General features: G+C 33.8%; 15 protein-coding genes and 2 pseudogenes. 7 read left to right on the top strand and 10 right to left on the bottom strand.

Going from position 1 to position 17,759, the window contains the following annotated elements:
- The 4 genes from MK119_RS00825 to MK119_RS00840 form a co-directional block, all read right to left on the bottom strand.
- A complete protein-coding gene (locus tag MK119_RS00825) occupies positions 1 to 234 on the bottom strand; it encodes a nuclear transport factor 2 family protein (RefSeq protein ID WP_290669610.1) in 234 nt (77 codons plus the stop codon).
- On the bottom strand, positions 231 to 476 hold the full coding sequence (locus MK119_RS00830) for a hypothetical protein (RefSeq protein ID WP_290669612.1): 246 nt from the start codon (positions 474 to 476) through the stop codon (positions 231 to 233). Before MK119_RS00830 ends, MK119_RS00825 begins: the two co-directional genes overlap by 4 nt.
- A gap of 98 nt (positions 477 to 574) precedes the next feature.
- Positions 575 to 1,006, bottom strand: coding sequence for a TerB family tellurite resistance protein (locus MK119_RS00835; protein WP_290669615.1), 432 nt, complete (start codon positions 1,004 to 1,006; stop codon positions 575 to 577).
- 149 nt (positions 1,007 to 1,155) lie between these two features.
- Positions 1,156 to 1,620, bottom strand: a complete 465-nt coding sequence (locus tag MK119_RS00840) for a hypothetical protein (RefSeq protein ID WP_290669618.1) — start codon at positions 1,618 to 1,620, stop codon at positions 1,156 to 1,158.
- A gap of 109 nt (positions 1,621 to 1,729) precedes the next feature.
- Between MK119_RS00840 and mfd the strand changes: the two genes are divergently transcribed.
- Complete coding sequence (gene mfd, locus MK119_RS00845; RefSeq protein ID WP_290669621.1) at positions 1,730 to 5,071, top strand: transcription-repair coupling factor; 3,342 nt, start codon at positions 1,730 to 1,732, stop codon at positions 5,069 to 5,071.
- A gap of 45 nt (positions 5,072 to 5,116) precedes the next feature.
- Entirely contained in the window at positions 5,117 to 6,457 is a 1,341-nt protein-coding gene (locus MK119_RS00850; RefSeq protein ID WP_290669624.1) for a TlpA disulfide reductase family protein, read from the top strand.
- 120 nt (positions 6,458 to 6,577) lie between these two features.
- Here the strand turns inward: MK119_RS00850 and MK119_RS00855 are convergent.
- From MK119_RS00855 to MK119_RS00865, 4 genes and pseudogenes are all read right to left on the bottom strand, one after another.
- Positions 6,578 to 6,830, bottom strand: a pseudogene (locus MK119_RS00855) (IS3 family transposase); the annotation flags it as partial.
- On the bottom strand, positions 6,791 to 6,985 hold the full coding sequence (locus tag MK119_RS24165) for an IS3 family transposase (protein ID WP_366512750.1): 195 nt from the start codon (positions 6,983 to 6,985) through the stop codon (positions 6,791 to 6,793). The pseudogene MK119_RS00855 and the gene MK119_RS24165, both read right to left, overlap by 40 nt.
- A gap of 1,162 nt (positions 6,986 to 8,147) precedes the next feature.
- Positions 8,148 to 8,807: an aspartate kinase gene (locus MK119_RS00860; RefSeq protein WP_290669629.1), complete on the bottom strand. Its 660-nt coding sequence runs from the start codon at positions 8,805 to 8,807 to the stop codon at positions 8,148 to 8,150.
- A gap of 84 nt (positions 8,808 to 8,891) precedes the next feature.
- Positions 8,892 to 9,251: a YraN family protein gene (locus MK119_RS00865; RefSeq protein WP_290669632.1), complete on the bottom strand. Its 360-nt coding sequence runs from the start codon at positions 9,249 to 9,251 to the stop codon at positions 8,892 to 8,894.
- Between the two features lie 155 nt (positions 9,252 to 9,406).
- On the opposite strand from MK119_RS00865, the gene MK119_RS00870 reads away from it, so the two are divergent.
- Positions 9,407 to 10,195 (top strand): class I SAM-dependent methyltransferase, encoded by a 789-nt coding sequence (locus MK119_RS00870; protein ID WP_290669634.1) that lies wholly within the window; start codon positions 9,407 to 9,409, stop codon positions 10,193 to 10,195.
- Here the strand turns inward: MK119_RS00870 and MK119_RS00875 are convergent.
- Positions 10,192 to 11,082, bottom strand: coding sequence for an LD-carboxypeptidase (locus MK119_RS00875; protein WP_290669636.1), 891 nt, complete (start codon positions 11,080 to 11,082; stop codon positions 10,192 to 10,194). The two genes, MK119_RS00870 and MK119_RS00875, sit on opposite strands and share 4 nt — an antisense overlap.
- Before the next feature lie 225 nt (positions 11,083 to 11,307).
- On the opposite strand from MK119_RS00875, the gene metG reads away from it, so the two are divergent.
- From metG to MK119_RS00890, 3 genes are all read left to right on the top strand, one after another.
- Positions 11,308 to 13,362, top strand: a complete 2,055-nt coding sequence (gene metG, locus MK119_RS00880) for a methionine--tRNA ligase (RefSeq protein ID WP_290669638.1) — start codon at positions 11,308 to 11,310, stop codon at positions 13,360 to 13,362.
- A gap of 2 nt (positions 13,363 to 13,364) precedes the next feature.
- Entirely contained in the window at positions 13,365 to 13,991 is a 627-nt protein-coding gene (locus tag MK119_RS00885) for a methyltransferase domain-containing protein (RefSeq protein ID WP_290669640.1), read from the top strand.
- A 108-nt stretch (positions 13,992 to 14,099) separates the two neighbouring features.
- The gene (locus tag MK119_RS00890) at positions 14,100 to 14,615 is read left to right on the top strand and encodes a ferritin (RefSeq protein ID WP_290669641.1); all 516 of its coding nucleotides are present in this window, start codon (positions 14,100 to 14,102) and stop codon (positions 14,613 to 14,615) included.
- Between the two features lie 253 nt (positions 14,616 to 14,868).
- On the opposite strand, the pseudogene MK119_RS00895 reads toward MK119_RS00890, so the two are convergent.
- Positions 14,869 to 16,412 (bottom strand): annotated as a pseudogene (locus MK119_RS00895) (hypothetical protein).
- Between the two features lie 158 nt (positions 16,413 to 16,570).
- On the opposite strand from MK119_RS00895, the gene MK119_RS00900 reads away from it, so the two are divergent.
- On the top strand, positions 16,571 to 17,743 hold the full coding sequence (locus tag MK119_RS00900) for a 2-isopropylmalate synthase (RefSeq protein ID WP_290669644.1): 1,173 nt from the start codon (positions 16,571 to 16,573) through the stop codon (positions 17,741 to 17,743).
- The last annotated feature ends 16 nt before the right edge of the window (positions 17,744 to 17,759 follow it).

The following is a 17,759-nucleotide window of genomic DNA, read 5'->3' on the forward strand; positions in this document are numbered from 1 at the left end:
CTACTTTATTTTCCAATCATGAAATCCAGCTCTTTTCCATTGTCCAGCTTCCGATTGCCAAATATTTGTAATTCGATATTCGTTGTGGGTAATTGTTCCTTCTTTTTTGTTTGAAACGGATACTTTCCCTGTAACAATAGCTGTATTTCCATAAAGTTCAATTTCAACCTCATCTATTTGGGAAGCAACAACTTCAAGGGTTCCTGATTTAATTTCTTGTGCTCTTTTCTTCAAGTATGCAAACCACTCTTTTTGCGGATCGCTTTTGAGTTTCCATTTGTATGTATATTAGTATCCATGACAAAAGATGCAATGGTTTCCATATCTCCTATTTGAAAAGCCTTATTGAATGTATCAATTGCTTCCAATAATTCTTTTTTGACACTACCACTTTCTTGATGTTTTGTTTCTTTATGAGAACAATTAAAAAAAACAAATACAGTACTAAAGATCACTAATCGTTTACACAATTTCATAAGTTCACAAATTAGTATTAGTGAATATAAATATACACAATAAAAAAGCCGAGTTCCACTGAAACTCGGCTTTTACATATCTTGAAATCGTTTTACAATTAACGATTCATATTTTTGATTTCATCTTTAAAATAGTCTGCATCTACTCCTTTACCTACCAACATTAATGCCTTATGCACAACATAGGCAACGTTCTCTGGAGAAAACCCTAAACCAATACCCAAACGCTCTAAAAGTACAGTTTGTTTTGGTCCTAATTCATGGTCAGCATACACCATTCTTGATAAATCATACAAACGATCTAAACGTTCGTTGTACATTGTTGGTGGATTAATCGGGTGTGATTTGTAATCTTTTAGAATCTCTTTGTAATCATCTTCAGAGACATCTAAATTTCTTGCCATTCTATCTAAAAACGCTTTTTCTTCGTCAGTAATAACGTCATCACTCATGGCTACACGAACGATGGCTGCAAAATGACTTTGATTTCTTTTCTGAAATCCACTTGAATATAAATCTGATATAGACATTTCTTAATTTTTAGTGCTGCAAATATAGTTATTCTATCGTCTTTTTCAGTCTGTTGCTTTATAATTTTTAACAGAAAAATCAGCTTCTATACAGATTCTCATTTTATTGATTAGAAACAAGAGTTACAGCAATGAATTTTTGATGTTTCTCAATCATTATTACATAGTCGTGACAACATTAACACAATATTAAATAACGCAAAAAAATCACTTCCTTTATCTGTTATAAATACCTTTTTATTACCTCTTTTATCAATAATCAATAATTCACATTCTAATTCTTTTTGGATACGTTTTTGACTTTTTGGAACCATAAATTGTAGTTCATAAAAGCTTTTAGAAGTAGAGCGTTGAATTTCATCTAGTGAAATGGAATTCATTCTTTCACCGTCATAACCAATAATCATTTTAGTTCCCACAGCTGTCCAATTATCTTCTGAATCTGTGAATAAAAGTACTATTTTCCCTGTTTTCTCACGGCTTATCTGTCTCATATATTGAGCTCTTTTTTGTTTATCCAAACCTTCAAAAAGGAATACGCGCTCATTAGGTAAATTGTATTGAGAAGCTTTCCATTTAATTCTATTCTCAATAAATGATTCTGATTTTTTCAAAAAGATGTTTTTAAGTCACTCTCAAAAATACAAATATCCTATAAAATTCTAGTTTGATTTTCAAGGTTTCTAAGGAGTTCAGTATATTTGCGTCTAAATTTTTAGTATCGTGAGTATATCCAAAATCTCGCAGCACTTTTCACAGTCTCCCGAACTTGGGAAATTGAGGCAAGCCATAGCCAAAAATCAAGAAAAAATACATGTAAAAGGAACTACTGGTTCAAGTTTATCGTTTATCATTTCAGAAGCATACAAGCAGTCTGACATGCCTTTTCTTTTTATTTTAGATGATAAAGAAGAAGCAGCGTATTACTTGAATGATTTAGAACATTTACTCAACGATAAAGATGTCCTGTTTTATCCCGGAAGTTACCGCAGACCGTATCAAATTGAAGAAACAGATAATGCCAATGTGCTGCTCCGTGCAGAAGTGTTGAACCGAATTAATTCGCGCAGAAAACCTTCATTAATTGTTACCTATCCTGATGCTTTATTTGAAAAAGTAGTCACACGCAAAGAACTGGAAAAAAACACACTCAAAATTTCACTAAACGATAAGTTATCCATCGATTTTGTAAACGAAACACTGTTTGAGTACAATTTTAATCGTGTTGATTTTGTCACAGAACCCGGAGAATTTTCCGTGCGTGGAGGAATTGTGGATGTGTATTCATTCTCAAATGATGAACCGTATCGAATTGAGTTTTTTGGTGATGAAGTAGATAGCATTCGTACGTTTGATGTGGAAACACAGCTTTCCACCGAAAAGGTAAAAAAGATTAGCATCATTCCGAATGTAGAAAATAAAGCCTTGCAAGAGTCTCGCGAAAGCTTTCTAAAATACATTCCTGGAAAAACCATTGTATTTGCTAAAAATACAGAGTTATTACTAGGCAGAATCGATAAATTATTCGGCAAAGCAACCACGGCTTTTACAGAATTATCGGAAGACATTAAACATAATACGCCTGAAGAATTATTCTGTACAAAGGCACTGTTACAACGTCAATTTTTAGACTATACAATTGTTGAATTGACCACAAATCCGTTGTTAAAAGCCGATACATTTATCAACTTTAATACAACACCGCAACCTTCGTTCAATCGCCAATTTGATCTATTGATTCAAAATTTGGACGAAAATCACGATAAAGGATATGTCAACTATATTACGTGTACTAGCGAACAGCAAGCAAAACGTTTTAACGATATTTTTAAAGATGTAGAACAAAAAGTATTTTACGAAACTGTTGTACTTCCGCTTTATCAAGGGTTTATAGATCATCAAGACAAAATTGTTTGTTATACAGATCACCAAATATTTGAGCGTTATCACAAATTCCATTTAAAGAATGGATATGCTAAAAAGCAGGCAATTACCCTGAAAGAATTGACCAATTTAGAAGTCGGCGATTATGTAACGCATATTGATCATGGAATTGGAAAGTTTGGTGGCTTAAAAAAGATTGATGTAGAAGGAAAGAAGCAAGAAGCGATCAAATTAATTTACGGCGAACGCGATATTTTGTATTTGAGCATTCACTCGTTGCACAAAATTTCTAAGTTCAATGGAAAAGATGGAAAACCTCCAAAAATATATAAACTAGGTTCTGGTGCTTGGAAAAAACTAAAGCAAAAGACCAAAGCCCGTGTGAAGCATATTGCTTATAATTTAATTGAATTATATGCAAAGCGACGCATGCAAAAAGGAATTCAGTATGGTCCAGATACGTATATGCAACACGAGTTGGAAGCTTCTTTTATGTATGAAGATACGCCCGATCAGTCGAAAGCAACTCGTGATGTAAAAGAAGATATGGAAAGTGAACGTCCAATGGACAGACTAGTCTGTGGCGATGTTGGCTTTGGTAAAACTGAAGTTGCTATACGTGCTGCATTTAAAGCTGTAGACAACGGAAAACAAGTAGCTGTCTTGGTACCAACAACTATTTTAGCATTTCAGCATTTTAAAACCTTTAGCGAACGTTTGAAGGATATGCCAATTACGATTGATTATTTGAATCGTTTCCGAAGCACCAAACAACGCAACGAAGTATTGAAAGGATTGGAAGCTGGAAGTGTTGACATTGTGATTGGAACACATCAATTAGTGAATAAAGCCGTTAAATTTAAAGATCTTGGTTTGCTAATTGTGGACGAAGAACAAAAATTTGGAGTTGCCGTAAAAGACAAGTTAAAAACCATCAAAGAAAATGTAGATACGTTAACCTTAACTGCTACACCAATTCCAAGAACCTTACAATTCAGCTTAATGGCTGCACGCGATTTATCAGTGATTACAACGCCGCCGCCTAATCGCTATCCAATTGAAACACATGTAGTTCGTTTTCAAGAAGAAACTATTCGCGATGCGGTAAGTTATGAGATTCAACGTGGTGGACAAGTATTTTTTATTCACAATCGTATTGAAAATATTAAAGAAGTCGCAGGCATGATTCAGCGTTTGGTTCCTGATGCCAAAATTGGTATTGGACATGGACAAATGGAAGGAAAAAAATTGGAGAAGTTGATGCTTGCTTTTATGAATGGAGAGTTTGATGTATTGGTGTCTACAACGATTATTGAAAGTGGTTTGGATGTGCCAAACGCGAATACCATTTTTATCAATAATGCCAATAATTTTGGACTGAGTGATTTGCATCAGATGCGCGGTCGTGTAGGAAGAAGTAATAAAAAAGCATTCTGTTATTTCATTACACCGCCAGATTCTGTCATGACGCAAGATGCCCGCAAACGTATCAATGCATTGGTGCAATTTTCTACTTTAGGAAGCGGATTTAATATTGCCATGAAAGATTTGGAAATTCGTGGTGCAGGAGATTTGCTTGGTGGTGAACAAAGTGGTTTTATAAATGAAATTGGCTTTGATACGTATCAAAAAATCTTGAACGAAACCATTGAAGAACTCAAAGAAAACGAGTTTAAAGAGTTGTATAATGCGCAACAAAGCAAGGAAGAAAAAGTATTCTTAAAAGAAACACAGATTGATTCTGACTTTGAGTTATTATTCCCTGATGCGTATATCAATACTGTTTCAGAACGATTGGTATTGTATAATAAATTGAGTGAACTCAAAACAGAAGAGGAACTACAAACCTATGAAAAGGAACTTATTGACAGATTTGGTCCATTACCTGTACCAGCCGTTGCATTGTTAGATTCGGTTCGTATCAAATGGATTGCAACACGATTTGGTTTGGAGAAAATCATTATGAAAAAAGGAAAAATGGTTGGATATTTTATTGCCGATCAACAATCTGAATTCTATCAAAGTACGGCATTTACGCGCATTTTACAGTTTGTTCAACACAATTCATCGATTTGTAAGATGAAAGAGAAGCAAACGCGAAACGGTTTGCGCTTATTGCTTACTTTTGAACAAATTACCTCTGCTAAGAAGGCCTTAAATGTGTTAGAAAAAATAGTGTAATTTGTTTTGGCTCAATTATTGAATTAGATTTAAAAAAAGAAGATCATGATAAAAAAATTACTTTGTATCCTCATCTTGATTCCTATGTGTATGCAAGCACAAAAAATCATGTCAGGTACATTTTCTCCAGCCGAAAAATTCGAATGGTTTATCATTTATAAATTAAAAACAACTCATCAAGCATACATAGATAATGGAAAGATTGTTGATGGAAAGTTGAATTATACCTTTAAGCCTGAAGCTAAAAAAGGAATGTATCGATTGGTGTATGGATTGCCGCAAGAATCTGAAAATTTCGATTTTATATACAACGGAGAAGAAGATATTACGTTTACATTTAATGCAGAAGAAGACAACGTAACGCTCGAATTTACAACTTCTAAAGAGAATCAATTACATACCTCGTATTTTGAAAACATTAACGAAGCTAAACGTTTGATCAATTCATTTTATAAAAGTGGAAGTACGAATGAAGCAGCTTTCTTAGAAGTTTTCAATACTATAAATACACTTCAAGAAACATTTGAAAAAGAAGCGAAAGGAACTATTGCATACGAGTTTATCAAAGCAAGTCGTTCATACATGCCAACTGCTTATGAGAAGCCACAAGTACTGGTTGATAATATTAAAAAACATTATTTTGATCATGTAGATTTTTCGAATCCAGTATTACAAAACTCTGATTTTATTGCTGATAAAATGTCTAATTACGTATTTACAGCATTGCCAATGAAAGAGTTTACTGCGGAAGAATTAACGAATGAATACAAAAAGAATATCGCGACAATTGTAGAAAAGATTACTCCTGTTGCAGCAGCTGATTATCAAAAATCATTACTCAATGTTTTATGGGAGCAAATGACTGTTGTAGAAAATCAGGATATTGCTGTTCATATTGGCGACGAATATTTGATGGCGCTCGCAAAGCAACTGAACGACAAAGTATTGATTGAAAAACTGCAAGTATACAAGCGTTTGGCATTTGGTGCTGTAGCTCCTGATTTTTCTTGGGTAAAAGATAATAAAACTCAAAAGCTAAACGAATTAGATGACGCTGAAAACTACATCATTGTATTTTGGAGTAGCACCTGTTCGCATTGTTTAAAAGAAATGCCAAAACTCAAAACCTTCGTCAACTCACAAGAAAAAGGAATGTTTAAAGTGATTGCCATTGGTTTGGAAGACGAGCACGCAAGTTGGGCAGATGAAAGTTCGTTTTATCCAGATTTCATTCACGTCTTAGGATTGCAAAAATGGGATAATGAAATTGGAAACTTATACGATGTAAGCGCAACACCAACCTTTTTTGTATTGAACAAAGACAAGCGTATTATTGGAAAGCCGTATGGAGTTAAAGAATTGAAAGAATTTTATACGAAAGAGTAAAAATCGTTATTGTAAACACAGTAAAGGTTGTATAGCATTTTATACAACCTTTTTTTATGCTCTTTTCAAAAATGGAATAGCAATAAAAAATTAGACAAAAAGTTAAGGGATTTATGCTGCTTTTCTACTCATAGATTGTTTGACAAACCCTTTATAACTTTTAAGAACAGAAGCGAATAGATTACTTGCATATTGCGAGCCTCTATCTGAATGAAAAATCAATAATTACAGTTAAATACAGCCAACCTTTGCTAGTGTGTAAATAGGTAATATCATATACCCATACTTAATTTTTTCTATGGACTTTAAAATCCTGATCTAATAGATTAGCTGCTACAGGATAGGTATGATTGCTATCTGTTGTAATTTTAAACTATGTTTACGCTTTACAATTAGATTAAGTTCTCGCATTAATCTTGCTATTTTGCGTTTAGATACATAATGATCATATTTTTCTAATTCAGCTTTCATTCTTTCTGCTCCATAGCTTTGATAACTATATTCAAAAATATGTTTGATGAAATACATAATAGAATGATTGTTTAACCATCGTTTTGATGGACCTTTGCTCAACCAACTATAATAACTACTCCTACTTACTTATAATACTTTACACATCTTCTCAACTGGATACTTCAATTTATGGTGCTTTATAAATCTATAGTTGTCCTGTCGCTCTTGGAAAAGATGCTTACCGCTTTTTTTAATATTTCATTCTCTAAGGGACACTCTGGTAATTGTTTCTTTAGTTTGGCTATTTCTTTTTGATCATCTGTTTGTTTTGGATTTGCGCGTCCTGGAAAACTGTTTTGACCATATTCATTATACGCTTTTCACCAACGTTGCAACACTGATGTTGATAATCCTAATTCTCGGAAAGTTTCTTCTACATTACCCTTTTGATGGCTTAATGCTAGAGCTTTGCGCTTAAATGACTCTGTGTGAGTCTTTCGTTTTGTTGACATCTTTACAAAGTTGAGTTAATTAATAATTTAATCTCTTAACTCTATGTCCAATCAAATGTAAACATTCTAGCATCTGTTTTACATAAAAAACGAACATTCAAAAAATAACAATCGTTTTCTCTCTATGTACAGGGTTACTGAAACAGTTTTTGAATGTGCTGTTTTACTAAATTACCAACCTGTACATATTTAAAATCCCGCTCTCTAAATAGGAGCGGGATTTCTCGTAAAACTAAAATTACGTAAAAAGTTTGTTAAATTCAAATCTGATAAATCTTTTTTTCTCTCGAAAATAGCCCTAAGATCTATCTACCTACTAAACAGAAATTGTCAATTCTTCCACGCAAACTTTTATATATCATATATGATACTGTTATATAAACAGTTCGTTTCTTATCACAATTATGTACAGCGTATGCTGCATAATAAAACAGCATAAGACGTAAATCGATAATTGCAATCGAAATCTTTATAGTCTCTTTGATTGATTCTTTACAGAATCATATATAAAGTGGGCGCTAGGGGTAACGTGTTGTGTAGTTAATACACTTTCTGCTTTATGAATTGTAAAAAATAGTTGTCTAAACATTTTTTTACATGCATCTAAAATAGTGAAAATATATTTCTACCAAACAAATTTCTGAATTAAAATTGAAGTTCTACCGCGTAGAAACACCTGTTTTTTTATCAGCAAAACTTCTTTGTAAGATTTTCAACTATTTCTATTACAGTGATTTCAAGTTTTTAATTACAGCAAATGCTTTATCAACTTGTTCATCGTTCACTAAAATGGTGAATTCGTTTGTGGTAGAAATCACTTCGTAAATATTTACACCTTCCCAAGACAATCGTTGGAAAATGAAATAATAAATTCCTGGCACATTTACGTTATCTTTTGGAAGCTTCACCGTAATTGAAGAAAGATTTTCTTGCTTTTCTAGTAAAATCTCATTCTTAAAAATCTTTCCTACCAATTCAGCAACTTCATTGCTTACTACAATATTTGATTCATTAACACCGCGAGATGATGTGTAAAAAACAGTGTTCAAACTTTCTATTTCCGACATAAACGTAGCCTGATTCTTCAATAAGGTTTCCGATACCTTAAACGTATAATCATTTAAAGAAGAACGAACCGTAATTTCACCAATATTTCGAACAAACTTTAATACACGATGCGTAACACGAAATTCTAATTCCGATGACAATCGCTTTAACGCCATTACAATAGCTCCATTCTTTACTTCTTTTCCTAACTGATGTTCTATTTCAGGTTTGATAAGTCGCGATAAAGAAGTTAAATTGATTATTCCTTGTGATAAGGCGCTTGATAAGAATGGTTTTGTTTTTATATATTCTTCTACAATTGATGAAATTGTTTTCATTTAGTCTATTCTTTTAGTAGGCTACAAAAGTACAAACCGAAATATTATTTTCAAAACAATTTGTTATAATTATAACAGTATTTTTTAAAAATGGTAAAAGGCGTCCTCTATGTGATTTATTGTGACATCGTTTTTTTGCATCAAAACAGCAATTACATCAAAGCGCACTTCTACATCTAAATCACTATCATTAATATAGTTATCTATCGCTTTTACTAATAATTGAATCTTCTTTTTACTAACAAACTCTTCTGGGTTTCCAAAATCAGCTGAAGTTCTTGTTTTTACTTCTACAACAACTAGTATATCTTTTTTTCGCGCAATAATGTCTACTTCTGCCTTTTGAAATCGATAATTTGTCTCCAAAACATCATATCCTTGCTTTTTAAGATGTATAACCGCTAATTTTTCTCCTTCAATTCCTACTTCGTTATGTGTTGCCATGAACTGTTTGTAATTTTTCACATAAAATACGTATCTTATAGTGATAATCAATGATAACAAACCAGAATTTTTGCATATTTCATCCCGATATACTATGCATAATTGCATCATGAAATATGCGTGATATATACTAAAATAACCCAAAGCTCCACCAAATGAATGCAAAGTATGATCATATTGGAAAAGGATATAATAATACCCGAAAAGCTGATCCCTATTTATTAGAACGATTGTCGTACCACTTAAATCCTATCAATAAAGGCTGGTACTTAGATATTGGTTGCGGCACAGGAAATTACACCTCTAAATTGCATAATAAAGAAACAAAATTTATCGGTGTTGATCCTTCAGAAAAAATGCTAGCAAAAGCTCAGGAAAACTATCCAAATCGTATTTGGAAATTAGGAACTGCAGAAGACATTCCTCTCGAAAATAATAGTATTGAAGGCGTTGTTGGAACATTAACTCTACATCATTGGACGAACTTAGAAAAAGGGTTTTCAGAGTTATTTCGAGTGATGAAAAATTATACAAACATTATTTTTTTTACGGCAACTCCTGAACAAATGAAAGGGTATTGGCTAAATCACTATTTCCCAAAAATGATGAAAGCTTCTATAGAACAAATGCCTTCGTTAGAAAAAATTAGCAACGCCATGGAAACTGCTGGTTTTAAAGACATTTTCACAGAAAGGTATTTTATCCAACCCGATTTAAAAGATCATTTTTTATATGTCGGGAAACAAGATCCAAAGAAATATTTAGACGAAAAAATCCGCAATGGAATTTCTTCTTTTTCACATTTAGCACATCAAGAAGAAGTCCAAAAAGGATTGACACAACTTGAAAAAGATATTGTTTCGGGAGAAATAAACAATATCATCAAATCGTACGAAAATCGTACTGGTGATTATCTTTTTCTTTTAAGTCAGAAAGGAAATTAAAAACGCAACGAAACTTCAGAAGCTACTTCTAATTGTGCTTTTTTACCAAAAATTAAAGCGCGATTATCATCTACATGTCCAGCTGGAAAATTGAAACAAATCGGAAAATCATATTCAGAAGTTACATCTAAAATAATTTCCTCAGCGTTCTTTCCAAAAGGAATGGTATTATCGTGCATATCGGTCATTCCTCCTACTATTAACCCAGACAAACCTTCAAAATACTTGTTGTGTTTCAAATTCATCATCATACGGTCAATATGATACAGGTATTCGTCTAAATCTTCTAAAAATAAAATTTTCCCAGTAGTATCTAACGACAAGTTTGAGCCAGTCATACTGTACAACATACTCAAATTCCCTCCAATAAGTTCTCCTGTAGCAATTCCCTTTTTATTAGAATATACAGTTGGAATTGTATAATTTAGATTTTCGCCAAAAAGTACTTTTCGTAAGCTTTCTAAAGATGCTGGACTGTTTTCTGCCACATTAATAGGCATGGTTGCATGTGCAGTTTCAAATCGCAGCTGCTGTCCTATTGCATGCAAAACGGTTACATCCGAATATCCAATAATCCATTTTGGTTGTTGAATGAATCTTGAAAAATCTAAATGATCTATGATACGGATAGTTCCATAGCCGCCGCGAGCACACCAAATAGCATCAATACTATCGTCGTCCATAAACTGCTGAAAATTAAGGACACGTGTCATGTCGTCACCAGCAAACTGGTGTTCTTCTAAGTCAATCGTTATTCCTAGAACAACTTTCAAATCCCAACTGTGCAGTAACTCTATGGCAGCTTCTATTTCAGCTATAGATATCTTGCGTGCTGTCGATAAAATACCCACAGTGGCTCCTTTGTGTAGTGGTTTGGGTTGGTTCATATACTAAAATTAATAGAAAAAATAAAGTATCAAGATTTCGTTAAAAACAAAATTCTATTTTAGATAATCTGCAAAAATCATCGTTTTAGTGAATTCTTGTTGAATTATTACTACGTAAATCTTTAAAATTTGTGGTGTAAATACGTATTTTTGCACGTTAAATACGCGGTTATCATACCGAACATATAATGAGAACTGCACCTTATTGAATTGAAAACAAACGAAATGAGTCAAAATAAACAACGATATACCATTACTGCAGCCTTACCGTACACCAACGGTCCCATTCATATTGGCCACTTGGCTGGTGTGTATGTGCCTGCTGATATTTATGCACGCTACTTACGATTAACAGGTAACGATGTCGCTTTTATGTGTGGAAGTGACGAACACGGTGTTGCCATTCCGATGCGTGCTAAGAAAGAAGGTGTATCGCCACAAGATATCATTGACAAATATCACGGAATCATCAAAAAATCGTTTGAGGATTTTGGAATTTCGTTTGATAATTATTCGCGTACTTCTGCGGAAATTCATCATAAAACCGCTTCCGATTTCTTTAAGAAACTATATGAAGATGGTGAATTTGTAGAAGAAGTAACCGAGCAATTGTATGATGCAGAAGCTGATCAGTTTTTAGCAGATCGTTTTGTGGTAGGAACATGTCCAAAATGCGGTCATGAAGAAGCCTATGGTGATCAATGTGAAAATTGTGGTAGTTCATTAAGTGGAACTGAATTGATCAATCCAAAATCAAAGATTACTGGAAATGTTCCAACATTAAAACAAACAAAACACTGGTTTTTACCTTTAGATAAGTACAGCGATTTCTTAAACGAATGGATTGTTGAAGGACATAAAAAAGATTGGAAACCAAATGTACACGGACAAGTAAAATCGTGGGTCGATGATGGTTTACGTCCTCGTGCCGTAACGCGCGATTTAGATTGGGGAATTCCTGTACCAGTAGAAGGTGCGGAAGGAAAAGTGTTATATGTATGGTTTGACGCACCTATTGGATATATTTCAGCGACCAAAGAATGGGCAGCACGCGAAGGAAAAGATTGGGAACCATATTGGAAAGATGAAAACACCAAATTGGTGCACTTTATTGGAAAAGATAATATTGTATTTCACTGTATCATTTTCCCATCGATGTTAAAAGCACATGGTGACTATATTTTACCAGACAACGTTCCTGCAAATGAATTCTTGAATTTAGAAGGAAACAAACTCTCAACCTCTAAAAATTGGGCAGTTTGGTTACACGAATATTTAGAAGATTTTCCAGGAAAAGAAGACGTATTGCGTTACACATTAACAGCAAATGCGCCAGAAAGTAAAGACAACGATTTTACATGGAAAGATTTCCAAACGCGTAACAACAGCGAATTAGTTGCCATATTAGGGAACTTTATCAACCGAGTAATTGTGTTGACACATAAATATTATGATGGAATTGTTCCAGAATCCGCAGGAAATTATGAAGAACTTGAACAAGTGAAACATTTTCCTGATGTAATTGCAAGCTCTATTGAACGTTACCGTTTCCGTGAAGCAAGTCAAGAACTAATGAACTTGGCACGTTTGGGGAATAAGTTCTTACAAGACAATGAACCTTGGAAGAAGATCAAAGAAGATCCTGAAACTGTAAAAGGTATCATGTATGTAGCATTACAAATTGCTTCAGCCATTGCAGTGTTGTCAGAACCATTTTTACCATTCACAGCGAATAAGTTGAAAAATATGTTATCGCTTGATACTGATTTAGGTTGGAATGATATTTCTACAAAATACATATTGATTCCTACAGGACATAAAATCAATCCAGCTGAATTACTTTTTGACAAAATTGACGATAAAACAATCCAAGCACAATTAGACAAGCTTGAAGCAACTAAAAAAGCGAATGAAGCTGCGAACAGAGTTCCAGATCCACAAAAAGAGATTGCTACATTTGACGATTTCACAAAGTTAGATTTACGTGTAGGAACCATCATAGAAGCAGAAAAAGTACGCAAAACCAAAAAACTATTGAAACTTACAGTTGATACAGGTTTGGACAAGCGAACTATTGTTTCTGGAATTGCAGAAAGCTTTACACCAGAAGAAGTGATCGGAAAAAGAGTTACCGTTTTGATCAATTTAGCACCAAGAGCATTTAAAAAAGCCAAAGCTGATAGTCAAGGAATGATTTTAATGACCGAAACCCCAGAAGGTAAATTGGTATTTGTAAATCCTGATGAAGACAACGTTAAAAACGGAGAAACGATCAATTAATCATGAGTTCTGCCAAATCACATTGGGATACGGTTTACGAATCTAAAGAAAATGAAGAGCTAGGCTGGTTTGAAGAACATCCAAAAACAACCTTAGATTTAATAGCAAAAATCGCTATCCCTAAAAATGCTAAGGTTTTAAATGTGGGAGCTGGTACTACAACGCTAGTCGATGCTCTTTTAGAGAAAGGATATACTAATATTATAGCTTCTGACATTAGTGACGTGGCAATGCAAAAGTTAAAACAACGCATTGCCGAAACTTATAATTATGAGCTTGAATGTATTGTTGATGATTTAACCAATTCGTCAAAACTCAACACACTTTCTAATGTTGATCTATGGATTGATAGAGCTGTACTGCACTTCTTTTTGGATCCAGAGGAACAAAAAGCTTATTTTGATTTGATCAAAAAAATAATCAGTCCTAAAGGTTATGTATTGATTGCTGTTTTTTCCTTAGACGGAGCTGATAAATGTAGTGGATTACCATTATTTAAATACAATTCTGAAATTTTAGCAAATCATCTAGGTAGTGATTTTACACTAGTAGAAAGTTTTGATCATGTATACACAAATCCTTTTGGAGGGAAACGACCGTATATTTTTACCTTATTCCAAAAACACTAACTATATACATTTCTTTAGTTAGAATAAATTAAAATTAACAAACGCGTAAGTAAAACTCACATCTTATGCGTATTTTTACATATCTCAATATCTCAAAAAAGACACGTTATGTTATCAAAAAATATGGAAAGCGCATTGAATGCGCAAATCAGAATAGAAGCAGAATCTTCACAAGTATATCTAGCCATGGCAAGTTTTGCCGAAGTTCAAGGATTTGAAGGAGTAGCCTCTTTCATGTATGAGCATTCAGACGAAGAACGTATGCACATGCTAAAACTCGTAAAGTATGTAAACGAACGTGGTGGACATGCAACAATTTCAGACTTAGCAGAACCACCAAGAGAATACGGATCATTTAAAGAAATGTTCCAAAAACTGTTTGATCATGAAGTAATGGTTTCGCAAAGCATCAATGACTTAGTGCATATATGTTTACAAGAAAAAGATTATGCTACACATAACTTTTTACAATGGTATGTAGCAGAACAAATTGAAGAAGAAGCGTTGGCACGTAACATCTTAGACAAAATCAACTTAATTGGCGATGATAAAGGTGGATTGTACTTGTTTGACAGAGATGTACAAGCAATTACGGTACAAGCTTCTACAAATATTACTGAGTAATAATAACACTAACTCAAAATTCGAAAGCGATTGGAAGAAATTTCAGTCGCTTTTTTTATTGTAGAAAATATTATAGTGCTTCTGGATACAATTTTCTAACAAAAACACATCTACAAAAATACCGTCTACTAAAGAAATAGATTTCCAAGTAGCTATAGCTATTTGCAAAAAAGTATTCAACATGTCCAAAATCTAATAGCAAAGCGATCTAACATCAAACAGCGTAAGCAGTCTAAGAGCGAAGCAAATCAAATTATCGCAACAACAACTTCGCCTTCGCATGAATAATCTCTGCAACTGGTTTGTTTTCAATTTTACTTTCCAGCCACGACAAAATATCTAAATACAAAAAGGCTCTGCGCTCGTACGGATCGTCTTCAAACGTTTTCAATTTTGCATGCAACGCTTCAAAAGCTTTCTTAATTTGATGCGGATAAATATTGCCTAAACCTCGTAAAACTTAATGACTTCCTTCTGAACTTCGTGCAAATCGTCCATTTTCAACAAATACTTATACGTACTTTTCAACTGTGTTTCCAGATGGTAATCCAAACCGAGTTCATAATGTGCTACCAAATTTAAAATTCGCGAGAAGCACAACAAGTCTTCACGCACTTTCAAGGATTTGTTTCGAATAATTTTCTGTAAATATTCAATACAATTTCTATTATCGCCAGCACCAAAATACAAGGATGCTATCTTGTAATAAAAAATCATCACATGATGTTCGTCAATTCTGTTTTCAAAGGTCTTTATGCGTTCATTGATTTCTGCTACCAAATGCAATCCATCACTAAAGGTTCCTGTCAGAAAATGATAATTCAGCTTATTCATATACACATATAAAAAGCTCAACACTCTGGTATTATCGTTCTGCGGAATAATATTGTGTTCAATATCGTGCTCCAATTGCAGCAAGACTTCCTTAAATTTTACTTCGTGTTTGATGTAAAACAAAGATTCTAACAAATAGTGATTTCCCTTTAAATAAAACACTGGATGAATCTCTTTCATCTTTGGTGTTTGATTGAATAATTCCACCCATTTATACGAAAACTTATAGCTCGACAGAAAATCTTGTGTCAAAAAACTATACCACAAATGCGCCTTGTACAACCATAATTTCTCTCTAAATCCAAGTTGCTCAATTTTTACCTCAGGTAATCGCTCATGAAAATATGTAGTAACCTCTTCATAATCTTCTTCGTCCTTTACATAGCCAACTTTCAATAACAAACCGTACAATTCTAACGACAAATTTGACAACTTACTTGTCAACGCATTTTGTATACTTAATGACTTCGCTTCCGCGGAAAGTTCATCAGCTCGGCTCGACATGCTTCGTGTGATATACTGTGTCTCTATTACTTTTTCTAGCTCTACAATTTCGTATGCAATGTTCTTTTCTTCATGTTCTAACGCTAATATTTTCGCTTTATCTAGCAATTTCAAACTTTGCGTATACAAACCTTTATTATATAAAATAGTAGCATAATCCAGCTGCTCTCTGATCGTAATTCGGATATTATATTGTGCTGGATTTAAGCGTAAACTTCGTAGAATTTGCTTGTACAAATTAGCCTTTAAATTGGACAGTTGCTGCTTGGTCACAATCTTCTTTTTCAAGATGGCTTGTTCGTCATAGGTTTGACTCTTCTCTAAAAACGTAAACAATGCTAAAAATTTAGAATTCACATTACCTTCAAATCGTCCTACATACAACTTAAATTGTCGTTTCTCAGATTTTGACAACGATTTGATTAATACAAATAAAGATTCCTTTTGTGAGTTTGACATTGTAAAAAACTATTCTATAAAAAACTTATTATCAGTCAATTACCTTAAAAACAAATGCAATTAGCACTGTAAAACAGAACGCTTTATCATTCGTTTTGGGAAATACAAAGTATACATTCGTATGAATAAAAAGAAATAAACACTCAAATTTTTAATTCATGAGTTCAAATCGAGTCTATATTTTTGACACTACCTTACGAGATGGCGAGCAAGTTCCTGGTTGTAAACTCAACACGGAAGAAAAACTAATGATTGCTTCCAAATTGGACCTCTTAGGAGTGGACGTTATTGAAGCAGGATTTCCTGTTTCTAGTCCAGGCGATTTCCAATCGGTTGCCGCCATAGCAAAACTAGTGAAAAATGCTACAGTTTGTGGATTAACAAGAGCTGTACAAAACGATATCAAAGTCGCGGCAGAAGCACTAACGTATGCCAAACGTCCACGAATCCATACTGGAATCGGAACTTCTGAATCGCACATGAAATACAAATTCAAAGCGACTCCAGAACAAATTATTGAACGTGCCGTTGCTGCCGTAAAATATGCAAAATCTTTTGTAGAAGATGTTGAATTTTATGCGGAAGATGCAGGAAGAAGCGACAATGTATTCTTGGCCAGAGTTTGCGAAGCAGTTATCAAAGCTGGAGCAACGGTACTGAATATTCCTGATACAACAGGATATTGCTTACCAGAAGAATACGGACAAAAAATAAAATACTTAAAAGAAAACGTGACAGGAATCGACAAAGCAATTCTTTCTTGTCATTGCCATAACGATTTAGGATTGGCAACTGCAAACTCTATTGCAGGTGTTATGAATGGCGCACGTCAAATAGAATGCACAATCAACGGAATTGGCGAACGTGCAGGAAATACTTCTCTAGAAGAGGTAACGATGATCTTAAAACAACATCCATATTTAGAACTAAATACAAACATCAATACAACGATGTTGACTGAAATGAGTCAGTTAGTTTCTGATACAATGGGAATGCCTGTACAACCTAATAAAGCAATTGTTGGGACAAATGCCTTTGCGCATAGTTCTGGTATTCATCAAGATGGTGTGATTAAAAATAGAGAAACTTACGAAATCATGGATCCAAAAGATGTTGGAGCAGAAACGTCTTCTATTGTTTTAACAGCAAGAAGCGGACGCGCTGCCTTAGCATACAGAGCTAAAAATGTTGGGTACAACCTTACAAAACGCGAATTAGATACTGTTTATAGTGATTTCTTAAATTTTGCTGATAAGCACAAAGAAGTAACCGATACAGACATTCATCAAATCATAAAAATGAGTAATGTTGACAAACGTATATATGCGTAAGTCAAAGAAAACTTTA

Origin of the sequence: Kordia sp., assembly GCF_022447245.1 — a bacterium.
In the GTDB taxonomy this organism is placed as follows: Bacteria; Bacteroidota; Bacteroidia; order Flavobacteriales; family Flavobacteriaceae; genus Kordia.

Excerpts from the sequence above, each read along its gene's own strand:
- MK119_RS24165 (WP_366512750.1), bottom strand. The coding sequence starts at position 6,985 with ATGTATTTCATCAAACATATTTTTGAATATAGTTATCAAAGCTATGGA.
- MK119_RS00850 (WP_290669624.1), top strand. The coding sequence starts at position 5,117 with ATGATAAAAAAATTACTTTGTATCCTCATCTTGATTCCTATGTGTATG.
- MK119_RS00885 (WP_290669640.1), top strand. The coding sequence starts at position 13,365 with ATGAGTTCTGCCAAATCACATTGGGATACGGTTTACGAATCTAAAGAA.
- MK119_RS00870 (WP_290669634.1), top strand. The coding sequence starts at position 9,407 with ATGAATGCAAAGTATGATCATATTGGAAAAGGATATAATAATACCCGA.
- MK119_RS00865 (WP_290669632.1), bottom strand. The coding sequence starts at position 9,251 with ATGGCAACACATAACGAAGTAGGAATTGAAGGAGAAAAATTAGCGGTT.
- MK119_RS00860 (WP_290669629.1), bottom strand. The coding sequence starts at position 8,807 with ATGAAAACAATTTCATCAATTGTAGAAGAATATATAAAAACAAAACCA.
- MK119_RS00835 (WP_290669615.1), bottom strand. The coding sequence starts at position 1,006 with ATGTCTATATCAGATTTATATTCAAGTGGATTTCAGAAAAGAAATCAA.
- MK119_RS00830 (WP_290669612.1), bottom strand. The coding sequence starts at position 476 with ATGAAATTGTGTAAACGATTAGTGATCTTTAGTACTGTATTTGTTTTT.
- MK119_RS00875 (WP_290669636.1), bottom strand. The coding sequence starts at position 11,082 with ATGAACCAACCCAAACCACTACACAAAGGAGCCACTGTGGGTATTTTA.
- MK119_RS00890 (WP_290669641.1), top strand. The coding sequence starts at position 14,100 with ATGTTATCAAAAAATATGGAAAGCGCATTGAATGCGCAAATCAGAATA.
- metG (WP_290669638.1), top strand. The coding sequence starts at position 11,308 with ATGAGTCAAAATAAACAACGATATACCATTACTGCAGCCTTACCGTAC.
- MK119_RS00900 (WP_290669644.1), top strand. The coding sequence starts at position 16,571 with ATGAGTTCAAATCGAGTCTATATTTTTGACACTACCTTACGAGATGGC.